Raw genomic sequence first — 15,092 nt, forward strand, 5'->3', positions numbered from 1 at the left:
GTCTCGGCACCCTGACGCCAAGAGAGGGAGAACCGGGGTGAGCGAGGGTATCGGCAGGGGCATGACACGGCGCGGGCTTATAAAGGCGGGATCGGCGGCGGGTGCGCTGGCAGTCACGGCCCCGGCGCTGGCCGCCCGCCAGGCGACCGCCGCGCCGGTTGCCGAGCCATCGGAGTGGCGCGAGATCACCCCCGCTCTGACCGGCTACATCGCCGGAGCGCGGGGGCACCGCATACCCGGCGCTATCCGCGAGCGAGCGCGGCTCCACATTCTCGATACGCTGGCCGCGATCGTGGCCTGCCAGCCGCTCGAAGCGGCGAAGCTGGGGCGCAGCTATGCCGCCGCAATGTCGCCGCACGGGGAAAGCCCGATCCTCGCATCGCGCCAAACCGCCTCCCCCGTCGATGCGGTGTTCGCCTCGGCGATGACGGCACATGCAGCCGAGATCAACGACTTCATCCCCTCCGCCTATGTCCAGCCCGGCCCCGCCATCGTGCCGGTTGCGCTGGAAGCGGCGCGGCTGAACGGCAGGACCGGAGCCGATCTGGTCGGCGCGGTGACGGCGGGCTACGAGATTGCGGGCAGGCTCCCCAAGGCGATCGGCACGCGCAATCTCTACCTCGCCGGGCTTGCCAACCATGGCGTTGCCCCCACCTTCGGCGCGGCCGCCGCCGCGGCCCCGCTGATGGGCTTGTCGGCGGAACAGGTCGATCACATGCTCGCCTACTGCGCGCAGCAGGCGTCGGGGTCGTGGCAATGGCTGCTCGACGTGCGCCATGTCGAAAAGGCGTTCGTGTTCGGTGGCATGGGCGCGCGCAACGGGATGCAGGCCGCGCAGATGGCGAAGCTGGGCTACACCGGCGTGCCCGCGAGCTTCGACAACGAGAATGCCTGGTTCCGCTGGCGCGCGTTCCAGGGCGAAGGTGCGGACCATGCCTCGCTGGTCGAGGGCCTGCACGAGCATTACGAATTGTCGCTCTCAGCGATGAAGCGCTATCCCGTAGGCGGGCCGACACAGCCCGCAGTCCGCGCGCTGCTCGACCTGCGGCAGACCGTGCGGCCCGACGAGGTGGAGAGCATCACCGTGGCCATGCCCGGCGAAGCTGCCACCTTCGAGCGCGCCAACATGCCCGCGCTCAACATCCCCTATCTCGCCGCGATCATCATGCTCGACGGGCGGCTCGATTTCGTCTCCGCGCAATCGCTTGAGCGGCAGGAGAGCGACACGGCGGCACAGGCCTTCGCGCGCAAGGTGACGGTGGTGCGCGACGAAGCGCAAGAAACCGGCGAAGGCGAGGATCGCACCGAAAGCGCGCGGGTCACGCTAGTTCGCAAGGACGGGACGCGCGAGGAACGCTACGTGGCCTACGTCCCCGGCTTCCCCACCCACCCGCTGTCGAAGGCCGAGGTGGAAGTGAAGGCCCACGAACTGGTCGAGCCGGTGCTGGGCACGCGCAAGGCGGATCGCCTGGTCGCGCTATGCGATGGGCTGGACAGTGCCGAGAGCGTCGATCCGATCATCGATCTGATGCGCTTCGAGAGCGCCTGACGACGGACAAAAAGGGGGGAGCACCGCGCGGATGCTCCCCCAGTCGACATGAGAGGAAGCTTACTCGGCCGCTTCGGCCAACGCTTCGCTCTTGCGGTACATCATGTGGTCGTAGTTGGTGCGGTAGAACATGTCCTTCACCTCCTCGTCGAACCCTTCGAGCGAGGCTTCGAACTTGCCGAAGGGATCCTTCGTGCCCTCGGGGTGCGGATAGTCGCTGGAGAACAGGTAGAGTTCGGGCGCGGAATTGCGGATCATGTGGCCCACGTCCTCGTTCGGGAACGGCGTGAAGCGGACTGCACGCTTGATGTACTCCGACGGCATCAGGTCCATGTCCTTCAGGTACTGGTCGGTCTTGTTGAACGAGTACCAGCCGTGGTCGAGCATGCGCAGGAACTCGGGCACCCAACCCGCCCCGCTTTCGATCACGCCGCCGCGCAGGTCGGGGAAGCGCTGGAAGACGCCGTCATAGACCATCGCGGTGAGGAACTCCTGCGGCGCGTACCACAGGCACATGAAGTCCGGGAAACGCAGGTTCTCGCCCCCGCCATGCAGATCCGCCGCACGCTCGCGCCCGTTGTTGCGGAACTTGGTCGGCTGGGTTTTCGTGCCCGGCCCGATATGCAGCATGAAGGGGATCTTGTTGTCCTGCAGGAACTGCCAGAACGGATCGAAATCGGGGTGCCCGGGACTCTTGTCGCCCGCCGGCCCGGCGCTGAACATCACCGCCTTCGCACCGGCGCCGACCGCGCGCTTTGCCTCCGCGAGGCCGCGCTCGGGATCGTCGAGCGGAGTGAACGCGACGCAGTCCATCCGCGCATCGGCATCGCAGAACTCCTGCTGCGCCTTGTTGAGCGCGGTGGCCGCAGCATAGCGCTGGTCGTCGGTTTCCGCCCTGGTGATCGCGCCCAGCCCGAAGGTCGGGAAGACTAGCTGGCGCTCGAAGCCCAGCCAGTCGAGTGCCTCGACGCGTTCCTCCTTGTCGAACCCGCCATAGCCGAGCCAGCCTTTGGCACCTTCAATGGGGTTCTCCAGCGCCTTGGCGCGTGCTTCGGGGTCGCTCTTCCGCGCCTTTGCCGCGTCGATCATCTTGACGATCCGGTCACCACCCTCGCGCTTCGAATAGACCTGCGAATACATCTCCTTGTACTCGCCTTCGAGATGGGCGGCGAGCCAGTCCTGCGTTTCCATCGTGTGTGAATCGGCGTCGTTCACGATCCGGCCCTTGGTATAGGTCATCAGCTTCTCCCTGCGTTGTCCGGCGCACATTGTCACACTAGTTGTTATGGTGTCAACGCTAGTAAATGAAAGCGCCTGCAAAGCGAAGTTTGGCACATTTCGCCGCAGCGGCTTGCTATCGGCGGCATGGCTGAATATCCGGTATGGAGAACTTGGGGGAGGCTCAACATCGTCGATCTTGTCAAAGTCCTTGCGCTCGAAACCATCGATGCCGCGACTTTCGAAGGGCGCTCCGGCCCGGCCATGGGGCCGCGCCTGTTCGGCGGCCATGCCATTGCGCAGGCGCTGCTCGCGGCATCGGCGGTGGAGGATGGCGCCCGCCTGCCCCATTCGTTGCACGCCCATTTCCTGAAGGCCGGATCGAGCGCGCATCCGGTGCGCTACACCGTCACCCAGCTATCTTCCGGACGAAGCTTCGCAGTGCGCCGGGTCGATGGCTTTCAGGACGGCCGGCTGATCTTCACCATGACCGTGTCGTTCCATGTCGAGGAGGACGGGTTCCGGCACACCGCCCTTGCGCCCTTCCCGCTCGACATCGACGCGGCGCTGGCCGGGCTGGAGGCATGGCGCAAAGGTAACGCCAAGGCGGCGAGCGTCCCGATCGTCGAGCGGTTGCAGAAACGCCCGATAGAGATCGTCCCGATCGATCCGGGGCTGCTGTTCGGTTCCGAAGGACGCGAAGCGAAGACCGCGGTGTGGATGCGGATGCGCGAGCCGACCGGGGCGGACCCGCTGCTCCAGCGCGCGCTGCTGGGCTATGCGTCGGACATGATGTTCCTGCGCAATGCGCTGCTGCCACATGGCATCCGGCCGGGGAGCGATCGCGTACAGACCGCCTCGCTCGACCATGCGGTGTGGTTTCACGAGACGCCCGATTTCGACAAGTGGCATCTGTTCGCGACCGAGAGCCCGTGGGCAGGCCACGCACGGGGCCTCAATCGCGGGCACTTCTACGATCTCAATGGCCGGATGGTCGCCACCGTTGCGCAGGAGAGCCTGATGCGACCCAGAAGTGATGCACGAAAGGACTCTCAATGAGCACGACCGAGCCCGCCCTCTTCACCTTCGTCAAACTGACGGTGGCGGATATCGACGCCGCGACCGCCTTCTTCGAAAGCGGCTTCGGCCTGACCCATGCCGACACGGTCGACACGCCGACCTTCCGCGAACATGTGATGACCGGCGCGAAGGGTTCGACCACGATCGTGCTGTTCCACTGGAAGGATGGCCGCGCGATCGACACCGGCAACGGCTACGGCCCGGTGGGCATGATCTCGCGCGATCTCGATGCCGACCTGGCCCGCGCCCTCTCCGCCGGAGCAAAGCAGAAGGGCGAGACCGTTCAATTCGGCCCCGCCCGGATCGCGTTCGTCCGCGCGCCCGAGGGCCACGAGATCGAGATCATGCAGATGGGCGCGGCAGCCACCGCAGGCTGAGGAGAAGCGCGGCACTCAAGGGCCGCGCTCCCCAATCGCCAGGCCCTAAAGCCCGCGCCCCTCGGGCAGCAGCCGCTGGAGCAGTTCGCGCTCTTCCCCGTCCGGGTCCTGCACCATCTGCGGATCGAGATCGAAGATCATCGTCGCCCGGGTGCGCGTATCATAAGTCGGCCATTGCGGCAGCGCGGGCGTGTTCGGATTACCGGTGCGCGCAAACGCGATCCACGCATCGGCCATCAGGTCGGCCATTCGCTGCGTCTCCGCCGTCTCGGGCCCGGTATAGCTGGTCGAGCGCGCGACATTGTCGAACACGAAGGCGATATCGAGCGCGTGCGGCGTCTCCAGCCGCCCACCCTCGACCGGGGTCTTCCAGTCGAGCCGGTACATGTAGACCGGAGCGGACTGCTCGCTCTTGCGCTCTGCCTGAAGCAGCGCCGTGCCGCGATAATTGCGGAAGGTCGCGACCTGGAAGAACACGTCGCTCGCGTCGTAGTCCGGATGCGCCGCGCGCATGCCCGCGATCACCTCATCGACATCGGCATCGCCGGTGAAGGCCTTGAGCTTCGCGGGCAGCTGCTCCCACGTCAGCACGAAGTTCTCCGGACTGCCGAGGCCGCCCTGCAGGCGCATCTCGTTGTTGTTGGTGCCGACCAGCAGCGGGATGTCGGCGGAGACCGGATTGGCATCGGGCGCGTAAGGCTGGCGAGTCAGCGATCGGCCATCCACCACCGGCCGATAGAACGCGCCGCGGCTGCGCGACTTCATCATCGCCGCGATGAAATCCTCGATCGGCATGGCTGCCAGTTCTTCCACGCTGGAGGCACCGGCGGTGGTCATCAGGTCCTTCGCCAGCGGCGTTCCCACGCGCGGGGTGAAGCCTGAGAGCGACATCGAACCCGACTGCGCGATCGCGCGCTGGAACAGCCCGCGCGCACCCTCCATCGCCATCAGTGTGGAGACCTTGGCGGCACCGCCGGACTCGCCGAAGATCGTCACATTATCCGGGTCTCCGCCGATCGCCTCGGCATGGTCACGCACCCATTCGAGCGCCCTGACGATGTCGAGACTGCCGAGGTTGCCGCTATCGGCATATTTCGGATCGTCGGTCAGCCCGCCGAGGTAGGAATAGCCCAGCGCGTTCAGCCGATGGTTGAGCGTGACGACGACCACATCGCCCCGCTCGGCCAGCCGCGAGCCGTCGTAGCCATTGCTAGAGCCGGAACCGGTGACGTAGCCGCCGCCGTGCAGCCAGACCATGATCGGGCGCTTCTTCCCGTCGCCAAGGCCGCGCGTCCAGACGTTGAGGAACAGGCAGTCTTCGCTGGTGCCGACCGTGTTCGCCCACGAGGCGAAAACGGGCACATCGGGGGAAGGGATTTGCGGGCATTCGCTGCCGAACCGGGTAGCCTCCAGCGGCTGCGACCACGGCTGCGGGTCCGCCGCGCGCTGGAAGCGCCGTCCCTCGGTCGATGCCGCATAGCGAACGCCGCGGAAGACGTTGACCGCCCCGCTTGCGCCTTCGCGCGAGCCGACCACCGGGCCGTAGCTGGTCCGGAGGAGCGGTGCGCCGCCCACCTGCACGGCGGGCGCGTCTGCCCCCGTGGTCGCGCAGGCCGACAGCCCGAGCGCAGCGGCGGTGGCAAGGCCCACCCAAAGTTTGCGGATCGTCATTCCCCTCTCCCTCTTGTCTCAATCTTGCGAGTAATACGGCAGCGCGGTCAGGTCCGAGGCGCGCACGCCGCGCGCCCAGGCCGCGCGCCCGACCACGAATTGCTCTTCCGGCGCATCGGTCGGCTCCAGACCCGAAGCCCGGTAGGCCGCACGCATCGCGGCGCGCGCGCTGGCATCGAGCACGGGGATCGCTCCGGCCGGCGCGTGGGGATCATGCGGAAGCAGCCCGCCATTGCCGCCCGAGAGCCACTGGTAATAGCGGTTGTGCTGCCACGGATGCCCGCCCGCGCGGATCACCGGCGCCTGCATCGCGAAGAAGTGCGACAGCGCAGGCTGTATCTGACGGGCCAGCGCATCGACCTGGGCCATGTCACCCGCGGCAGAGGCGGCGAGCCAGCGGTTGCCGATTGGCTGCGCAGGCGTCTGCACCGCCTCGGCATTCCACTGCCCGCTCCAGCTGATGTCGAAATGACGCGCCAGCAGTGGCAGAAAATCGAGATTGACCGGCCCCATCGAGAGACGGTCGCCCAGCCGCTGGCACAGCTGCATGGTGGATGTCAGCGATACCGGCTGCGAGATCTTCACCGCCACCACGTTGTCGAGGTCGGCAATCCGGTCGTACACGTCGAGCGGCTGGCCTGCCGGGCCAAGCGCCGGAAACGCGCGCCGCCCGGTTGCGGCATAGAGCATGACCGGAAGCTGCGTGGCGGTGATCCGCTGCGCCATCAGGTCGTGAAGCTGGTCGGCGCTGCTCTCGGCTGGAAAAGTCGAGGCGAGCAGCACCAGCTGTGTACCCAGTTCCTCCAGTGCGCCGAGCAGGCGAAGGTCCGACTCCACCTTGCCGCTGGCGATGATCCCGTGGACCGGCAGGCCATCGCCCGCCTCGTCGATCAGGATGCGATGGAACTCGCCCCAGCGCGGATCGCCGGGAAGCGTCCAGTTGATCATCGGCAGCGTGCCCGAAAAGCCCTGCGCGATCGCATGGCGCACATCGTGGCGGATTGCGTCCTCGTCCAGCGTGCGCCCGTCCTCGCGGAAGGTCGGCAGGAACAGGTTCATCAACCCGCGCAGGTTCGCCTTCGCCCACACCCGCTGGGGCGAATCGGCTTTGGGCGCAATCCGGCCACCAGCCGGATGCTGCGCACGCAAGGTCGACGCCGCCATCAGCGCAGCCGCCCCAGCAAGCGCGCTTCGCCGCGTGATGCGCAATCGCTCCAAATCCTGCCTCTCCCACTCATCGAACCGCACACATCAAGGAACCCGGCATTTGAACGAAAACCATTCACCCGATTTAACCGGACCTTGCAGGCATACCGCATTTACGAAAAGGGCTTAACACGCAAGTCCAATTGGTTCTAGTGTCAGCGCAAACGACACAGGGAGACTCGGGGATGATGACGCGGCGACAGACACTTGGATCGGCACTCGCGCTCGGCGCTACCGCCATGGCGCGGCCAGCATTCGCGGCGGGCATGTTCCCGATCGTGGAGACGGCGCAGGGCAAGCTTCGCGGCCTGGAATCGGGCGGGGTCTCGATCTTCCGCGGCGTGAGCTACGCCGCCGACACGAGCGGCGCGAACCGCTTCATGCCGCCGCAACCGGTCGCACCATGGGCGGGCGTGCGCGATGCGCTGCACTGGACCGACGTCGCCCCGCAAATCCCGGGCGATCGCCGCCACGTCTATGCCGACCTGATCATGGTCGATCGCAATCCCTCAGGGATGGGGGAGGACAACCTCTCGCTCAACCTGTGGTCGCCCGGGCTCGACCCGAATGCGAAGAAGCCGGTGATCGTGGTGCTCCACGGCGGCGGGTTCTACTCCGGCTCGGGCAATTCGGTGGGCATGGACGGGGAGGCGATGGCGCGCTTCACCGACAGCGTGGTGATCGCGATCAACCATCGTCTCGGGGCGTTCGGCTTCCTCCACCTCGCCGAGTTCGGGGGTGAGGACTTCGCCACTTCGGGCACGGTCGGCATGCAGGACATCGTCGCCGCGCTGGGCTGGGTGCGCGAAAATGTCGCGGCCTTCGGCGGCGATCTGGATCGCGTGCTGGTCTATGGCCAGTCGGGCGGTGGGGCAAAGACCAGCGTGCTGATGGCGATGCCCGGTGGCAAGGGCCTGTTCCACCGCGCGGGCGTGATGAGCGGTTCGGCGCTGCGGATGATGCCGCCCGAAATGGCGAGCGCGACCGCGAAACGGCTGATGGATGCGCTGGAGATCGCCCCCGGCGATTTCCGCAAGCTGCAGGAGGTGCCGTGGACCGTTCTGCTCGAAACGCAGGCCAAGCTGGAGGCCGCCGACCGCGCCAAGGGCGAGGCACCGCGATCCTTCGCGCCCGTCGTCGACGGGATCGCCCTGCCCCGCCACCCGTGGGACCCGGATGCGCCCGCCGTATCCGCCGACGTGCCGATGATCGTGTCCTCCGTGCTCGACGAGCGGGCCTACCGCATGGGCGACTTCGCGATGGACGAGGCGCGTCTTACCGAGTTCGCCCGCAAGCACCTGGGCGACAGGGCACCCGAAGCAGTCGCCGCCTATCGCGCCGAAGACCCCGACGCCCCGCCCTTCCTGCTCGCCGCGCGGCTCGAGTCCGATCTGACGTTCCGCAAGTCGGCCTTCGCGCAGGCCGAGCTCAAGGCCAAGCAGGGCGGCGCGCCGGTCTGGACCTATCTGTGGACCCAGCCGAGCCCGGCGGCGGACGGGCGCTTCGGCGCGGTCCACGGGATCGACGTCGCGCCCAGTCTCTACAACACCCGCGGCGCGCTCAACGGATCGAGCACGGAGGCCAACACGCTCGCTGCCGCCATCGCATCGAGCTGGGCCGCGTTCGCTGCCAATGGCGACCCGAACAACGAGCGCATTCCCGAATGGAAGCCCTACTCCCCGCCCGAGCGCACGACGCTGATCTTCGACGAAGACCTGCGGGTGGAGAGCGATCCGCGCGCCGACTTCCGCCAATACTGGAAGCCCTGACGCCCCCCCTTAGCCTGAAATACCTGACACACCTGACACACTGTCCAGGGGAGAGAAAACTGGCTCTCCCACGGGCGGGGATGGGAACGCTAGCGGCATGTCAAAGAGCCATCCCGGCCCTAGCGCGACAAGGCGATGTAGGACAGCGCCTCGCCCCCGCCCGGAGACAAAGTAACCGGCCTCGATCGTCAGGCCATCATGCGGGACTGCGCTCGCGAAGTGCGTCGACGACCCCGGGATCGGCGAGGGTCGAGATATCGCCAATCTGGTCCGGCTGCCCCTCGGCGATTTTCCGGAGAACCCGGCGCATGATCTTGCCCGAACGCGTCTTGGGCAGGTCGGGCGCGAACTGAATGACGTCGGGCGTGGCGAACGGTCCGATCTCGCTGCGCACCAGATCGCGCAGTTCTTGGCGCAGGGCATCGCTGCCCTCCTCCCCGGCCTTCAGTGTCACGAAGGCATGGATGCCCTGCCCCTTGATATCGTGCGGCATGCCGACGACCGCGGCTTCGGCAACCAGCACGTGCTCATCGAGCGCGTTTTCGACTTCGGCGGTGCCCATGCGGTGCCCGGACACGTTGATGACATCGTCGACCCGGCCGGTGATCCAGTAATAGCCATCCTCGTCGCGGCGGGCACCGTCGCCGGTGAAATAGGTGCCGGGGAAGGTGCTGAAATAGGTCTGGAAGAAGCGATCGTGATCGCCGAAGATCGTGCGCATCTGGCCCGGCCAGCTGCGGGTGAGGACCAGATTTCCCTCCGTCGCTCCAGCCAGCACATGCCCTTCGCCATCGACCAGTTCGGGGTGGACGCCGGGAAGTGGCAAGGTCGCGCTGCCGGGCTTGGTCTCGGTCGCGCCGGGGACGGGAGCAATCAGCGCGCCGCCCGTTTCGGTCTGCCACCAGGTATCGACGATCGGGCACTCCCCGCGCCCGACGATGTCATGATACCATTCCCACGCTTCGTGATTGATCGGTTCGCCCACCGTGCCCAGCAGGCGGATCGAGGACAGATCATGGCGCAACACCCACCGGTCGCCCTGCCGCATCAGCGCACGGATCGCGGTGGGCGCGGTGTAGAAGATCGTCACGCCGAGGCGCTGGCTCGTCTCCCAGAAACGCCCCGGATCGGGATAGTTGGGCACCCCGTCGAACATGACCGTGCGCGCGCCGTTGGAGAGTGGGCCATAGACGACATAGGTGTGCCCGGTGATCCAGCCGACATCGGCGGTGCACCAGAACAGATCGTCGGCGACATCCTTCCCCTCCTCAGGGCCGAACAGCAGATCGTAGGTCAGCGTCGACCAAAGCAGATACCCGCCAGTGGTGTGCAGCACGCCCTTGGGTTTGCCGGTCGATCCGGAGGTATAGAGGATGAACAGCGGATCTTCCGCGTTCATCGCTTCGGGCGGGCAATCGGCGGGGGCATCTACGCAGGCCTCCTCCCACCAGATGTCGCGCCCCTCGCGCATCGCCACGTCGCCACCGGTCCGCTGCATGACGATGACCGTATCGACGCCGCTCGCCCGCTCCAGCGCGCTGTCGACATTGGCTTTCAGCGGAATACGCTTGCCACCGCGCGTGCCTTCGTCGGCGGTGACGACCAGCGTGGCGCCGCAATCGGCGATCCGGTCGGCCAGGCTGTCGGGCGAGAAACCGCCGAAGACGACCGAATGGACCGCGCCGATCCGGGCGCAGGCGAGCATCGCAATCGCCGCTTCGGGCACCATCGGCATGTAAAGGATCACCCGGTCGCCCTTGCCGATCCCGTAGGCTTTCAGAACATTGGCGAAGCGGCAGACCTGCCCGTGCAACTCGCGATAGGTGAGCGTGCGCCCTTCGCCCGGCTCGTCGCCTTCGAACAGGATCGCCGGCTGGTCGCCGCGCGTATCGAGGTGGCGGTCTAGGCAATTGACCGAGACGTTCAGCTCGCCATCGGCAAACCAGCGAATGCCGAAATCGGCCTTGTCGAAGCTGCTCTCGTCCGCCTTCGTCGGGAAGACGCTCCAGTCGAGCCGGTGCGCTTCGTTCAGCCAGAAGGCGTTTGCATCGCTGTCGATCGAAGCCTGCATGGCGCGAAGCCTGTCTGCCTTGTGCAACATGGCGATTTCTCTCTCCCCATAGGCCCGGCTTCTCACCAGGAAGCGCCGGCCCGTTCCATTATCGAGGCTGAACATGCCGCCTCGCCCTTCCACCACATCAAGGATAAGCTGCGTGTGTTTCCACGCTGCGAATTGCGCCGCGCCGATATAGACCGGCGTGGTGCCGATCGTGCCCAGCAGCACGTCCGACCCGCCGAGGCGGAACTCATCGCGCGGATAGACCATCGGGCTTGAGCCGTCACAGCACCCGCCCGACTGGTGGATCAGCACGGGGCCGTGTCGTTCGATGATCTGGCCCAGCAGGGCCGTGGCCGCGTCGGTGGCGATCACGCGGCGGACCACGCGGCCCTCCGGCGCGGCGCCGCTCGTCATTGGGTCATGTCGAGGACGACGCGCCCTTCGATCTGGCCCTGCCGCATCCGGTCGAACACCGAATTGATGTCGTCCAGACCGGCGGTCGAAATCGTCGCCTTGACCTTGCCATCGGCGGCGAAGTCGAGCGATTCCTGAAGGTCCAGCCGCGTGCCCACGATCGAGCCGCGCACCGTGATGCCGTTGAGCACCATGCCGAAGATATTGAGCGGGAAATCGCCCGGCGGCAGACCGTTGAGCGCAAGCGTACCACCGCGCCCGACCATGCCGACCGCCTGTTCGAACGCCTTCTCGCTCACCGCGGTCACCAGCGCGCCGCGCGCACCGCCGCCGGTCAGACGCTTTACCGTCGCTGCAGGGTCATTGTCGGTCCGCGCGTTCACGGTCTCCACCGCGCCGAGCTTGCGCGCCAGTTCGAGCTTGGCATCGTCCACATCGACCGCGACCACGTTCATCCCCATCGCGACCGCATATTGCACCGCCATGTGGCCCAGCCCGCCAATGCCGGAGATGACCACCGCATCGCCCGGCTTGGTGTCGGTCATCTTCAGGCCCTTGTAGACCGTCACGCCCGCGCACAGCACCGGCGCGATCTCGTTGAAGCCCACATTGTCGGGCAGGTGGCCGACATAGTCGGGGTCGGCCAGCACATAGTCGGCGAACCCGCCATTGACCGAATAGCCAGTGTTGAGCTGGCTCTCGCACAGCGTTTCCCACCCGCCGAGGCAGTGGGTGCAGTGGCCACAGGCGGTGTAGAGCCAGGGCACGCCGACCCGGTCGCCTTCCTTCACATGGGTGACGCCCTTGCCCACGGCAGAGACGAAACCCACGCCTTCATGGCCCGGAATGAACGGCGGCTCGGGCTTCACCGGCCAGTCCCCTTCGGCGGCATGCAGGTCTGTGTGGCACACGCCCGAGGCCTGGATGGCCACCTGGATCATGCCCGGCTGGACTTCGGGCACCGACACTTCCTCGATCCGTAGCGGTTCGCCGAAGGCGCGCACGACCGCGGCTTTCATGGTCTTGCTCATGACATCTCTCCTGAATTTTTTGGGGGTGCGTGGGCGACGGGATCGCCGCCGCCCACCGTGGCCTCCGCCTCAGAAGAAGCCGAGCTTCTTCGGGCTGTAGCTGACCAGCATGTTCTTGGTCTGCTGGTAGTGGTCGAGCATCATGCGGTGGTTTTCGCGCCCGATGCCCGACTGCTTGTAGCCGCCGAACGCCGCATGCGCAGGGTAGGCGTGATAGCAGTTGGTCCACACCCGGCCCGCCTGGATCGCCCTGCCGAAGCGGTAACAGGTGTTGGCATCGCGGCTCCACACGCCCGCTCCCAGACCATAGAGCGTGTCGTTGGCGAGGTTCAGTGCCTCGTCATGGTCCTTGAACGTCGTGACCGAGAGGACCGGGCCGAAGATCTCCTCCTGGAAGATGCGCATCCGGTTGTTGCCTCGGAACACGGTCGGCTTGACGTAGTAGCCGCCCGCGATCTCGCCCTCGAACCGCGCAGCCTCGCCGCCGGTCAGCAGTTCGGCGCCTTCCTGCTTGCCGATGGCGATATAGGACAGGATCTTCTCCTGCTGCTCGGACGAGGCCTGCGCCCCGATCATCGTTTCCATGTCGAGCGGGTTGCCCGCCTTGATCGCTTCGACGCGCTGAATCGCACGCTCCATGAAACGGTCGTAGATGCTCTCGTGAACCAGCGCGCGGCTGGGGCAGGTGCAGACCTCGCCCTGGTTGAGCGCGAACATCACGAAGCCCTCGATCGCCTTGTCGAGATAGTCGTCATCCTGGCGGCACACGTCCTCGAAGAAGATGTTCGGACTCTTGCCGCCCAGTTCCAGCGTGACCGGGATCAGGTTTTCTGTCGCATATTGCATGATCAGGCGGCCGGTGCTCGTCTCGCCGGTAAAGGCGATCTTGGCGATCCGGCTGCTGCTGGCGAGCGGCTTGCCCGCTTCCAGGCCGAAGCCGTTGACCACATTGACCACGCCGGCGGGCAGCAGGTCGCCGATGAGTTCCATCAGCACCATGATCGAGGCCGGAGTCTGCTCGGCCGGTTTGAGCACCACGCAGTTGCCCGCCGCCAGCGCCGGGGCGAGCTTCCACACGGCCATCAGGATCGGGAAGTTCCACGGAATGATCTGGCCGACCACGCCCAGCGGCTCATGAAAATGGTAGGCGACCGTATCGTGGTCGATTTCCGAAATGCCGCCTTCCTGCGCGCGGATGCAGCCCGCGAAATAGCGAAAGTGGTCGATCGCGAGCGGGATGTCGGCGGCCATCGTCTCGCGCAGCGGTTTGCCGTTGTCCCAGGTCTCGGCGATCGCGATCTTTTCGAGGTTTTCCTCCATCCGGTCGGCGATGCGATTGAGGATCAGCGCCCGCTCGCCCGCGCTGGTGCGGCCCCAGGCGTCCTTCGCGGCATGGGCGGCGTCGAGCGCGGCTTCGATGTCCGCCGCCTGGCTGCGCGCGACCTGACCTACCGCTTTGCCGGTGATCGACGAGATATTGTCGAAGTAACGCCCGTCCTTGGGCGCGACCCACTTGCCGCCGATGAAGTTGTCGTAACGCTCCGCAAACGGGGCGGTCATCGAAGCGGCGGGGCTGGTTTGCATGTCCATCAGTTGATCCTCTCGAATTTGCCGGGTGATCCCGGTCGTGAGGATGATGGTTCCGCGAAAAGCCTGCGGTGAAAAGGGCGGGTGGGCGGATCGTCGGCGCAACTGTCTCGCTATCGAGACAGTTCTGGAGCACGCCGTGTCAGCCGCGCGCCAACCCCACCTTTTCCATCCGCCGATAGAGCGTCGCGCGCCCGATGCCGAGCGCCTTTGCCGCCCGCGTGGCGTTGCCGTCGGCCTGCGCCAGCGCGCGCCGCAGCACCGCACGCTCCGAGTCGCGAAACGAGGCCGCATCTTCTCCGCCGAGGATGTCCGCAGCGCTGCGCGATCCGGTCAGGCAGGCATCGGACAGGTTGAGGCGATGGCGTGCGGCATAGGTTGCGCCGATCACCAAATCGTCCCGGTCGACCGCCAGCAGCGCCGCATCGCCGCCCGGCAGGTTGGCATCGATGATCCGGTGCCCTTCGAAGAACTTGCGGAACACGCCGCTTTCGATCCTGCGGGCCGCATCCTGCACGATCTTCTGGACCAGCGCGCCCATCGCCGCGCTGTGATCGTCGCGGCAATTGGAGATGTCGAGCGCGCCGACAAGCCGCCCCGCCGCATCGCGCACGGGCGCGTCCATGCAGCTGATCCCGATATTGCGGGAGGCGAAGTGTTCGTCGCGGTGGATCGTGACCGGTCGCCCTTCGACAAGGCAGGTGCCGATCCCGTTGGTCCCTTCGCGGCTTTCGCTCCACACCCCGCCCGGGGTCAGCCCGACCTGGTCGAACATAGCGCGATCGCCGGTCTGGCTTCGCGATTCGAGGATGACGCCGTCCTTGTCAGACAGCATGATCGCGCAGCCGGTGGCGGCGACGGTCTGGAACAGCTGGTCGAGCAGCGGCCGCGCCACTTCGAGCATCAGGCCGTGGCGTTCGCGCCGCTGCGTAAGTTCGCTGCCGGAAACAAGCTCCCGCCCCTGATCGGCCCCCGCATCGAGCCCGTACTTGAGGCCCGAACGACACCAGCTGGCCGCGACAAAGGATTGCGCGGCGCTGGAAGAAGAGTGCAGGACCTTCTCGACCGAGTCTTCGTGCTCGACTGCCATGGCGCACACGTACCGCATTTCGATCGCCTTGGCGACTTATG

The 15,092-nt window shown here is 66.4% G+C and carries 11 protein-coding genes; 4 read left to right on the top strand and 7 right to left on the bottom strand.

The window, feature by feature from the left end:
• Positions 1–37: 37 nt before the first annotated feature.
• Positions 38–1,549, top strand: coding sequence for an MmgE/PrpD family protein (locus tag KYN89_RS13620; protein ID WP_346727242.1), 1,512 nt, complete (start codon positions 38–40; stop codon positions 1,547–1,549).
• 60 nt (positions 1,550–1,609) lie between these two features.
• Here KYN89_RS13620 and KYN89_RS13625 read toward each other — a convergent pair whose 3' ends face one another.
• Positions 1,610–2,788, bottom strand: coding sequence for an amidohydrolase family protein (locus tag KYN89_RS13625; RefSeq protein ID WP_222825605.1), 1,179 nt, complete (start codon positions 2,786–2,788; stop codon positions 1,610–1,612).
• A 126-nt stretch (positions 2,789–2,914) separates the two neighbouring features.
• On the opposite strand from KYN89_RS13625, the gene KYN89_RS13630 reads away from it, so the two are divergent.
• Positions 2,915–3,826, top strand: coding sequence for an acyl-CoA thioesterase (locus KYN89_RS13630; RefSeq protein ID WP_248285295.1), 912 nt, complete (start codon positions 2,915–2,917; stop codon positions 3,824–3,826).
• Positions 3,823–4,224 carry a VOC family protein gene (locus KYN89_RS13635; RefSeq protein ID WP_222825606.1) on the top strand — a complete coding sequence of 134 codons (402 nt, stop codon included), beginning with the start codon at positions 3,823–3,825 and terminating at the stop codon, positions 4,222–4,224. Before KYN89_RS13630 ends, KYN89_RS13635 begins: the two co-directional genes overlap by 4 nt.
• Positions 4,225–4,269: 45 nt before the next feature.
• Here KYN89_RS13635 and KYN89_RS13640 read toward each other — a convergent pair whose 3' ends face one another.
• The gene (locus KYN89_RS13640; protein ID WP_222825607.1) at positions 4,270–5,895 is read right to left on the bottom strand and encodes a carboxylesterase/lipase family protein; all 1,626 of its coding nucleotides are present in this window, start codon (positions 5,893–5,895) and stop codon (positions 4,270–4,272) included.
• Positions 5,896–5,913: 18 nt separating this feature from the next.
• Entirely contained in the window at positions 5,914–7,059 is a 1,146-nt protein-coding gene (locus KYN89_RS13645; RefSeq protein ID WP_248285296.1) for a dihydrodipicolinate synthase family protein, read from the bottom strand.
• 281 nt (positions 7,060–7,340) lie between these two features.
• Between KYN89_RS13645 and KYN89_RS13650 the strand changes: the two genes are divergently transcribed.
• Positions 7,341–8,870, top strand: a complete 1,530-nt coding sequence (locus KYN89_RS13650) for a carboxylesterase/lipase family protein (RefSeq protein ID WP_248285297.1) — start codon at positions 7,341–7,343, stop codon at positions 8,868–8,870.
• A gap of 196 nt (positions 8,871–9,066) precedes the next feature.
• On the opposite strand, the gene acs is transcribed toward KYN89_RS13650, so the two are convergent.
• The 4 genes from acs to KYN89_RS13670 form a co-directional block, all read right to left on the bottom strand.
• Positions 9,067–11,343 carry an acetate--CoA ligase gene (acs, locus tag KYN89_RS13655; RefSeq protein ID WP_222825610.1) on the bottom strand — a complete coding sequence of 759 codons (2,277 nt, stop codon included), beginning with the start codon at positions 11,341–11,343 and terminating at the stop codon, positions 9,067–9,069.
• On the bottom strand, positions 11,340–12,374 hold the full coding sequence (adhP, locus tag KYN89_RS13660; protein ID WP_222825611.1) for an alcohol dehydrogenase AdhP: 1,035 nt from the start codon (positions 12,372–12,374) through the stop codon (positions 11,340–11,342). Before adhP ends, acs begins: the two co-directional genes overlap by 4 nt.
• 69 nt (positions 12,375–12,443) lie before the next feature.
• A complete protein-coding gene (gene adh / locus KYN89_RS13665; protein WP_222825612.1) occupies positions 12,444–13,964 on the bottom strand; it encodes an aldehyde dehydrogenase in 1,521 nt (506 codons plus the stop codon).
• A gap of 139 nt (positions 13,965–14,103) precedes the next feature.
• On the bottom strand, positions 14,104–15,051 hold the full coding sequence (locus KYN89_RS13670) for a GAF domain-containing protein (protein WP_222825613.1): 948 nt from the start codon (positions 15,049–15,051) through the stop codon (positions 14,104–14,106).
• Between the last annotated feature and the right edge of the window lie 41 nt (positions 15,052–15,092).

It is taken from the genome of Alteriqipengyuania abyssalis, from assembly GCF_019857185.1.
In the GTDB taxonomy this organism is placed as follows: Bacteria; Pseudomonadota; Alphaproteobacteria; order Sphingomonadales; family Sphingomonadaceae; genus Alteriqipengyuania; species Alteriqipengyuania abyssalis.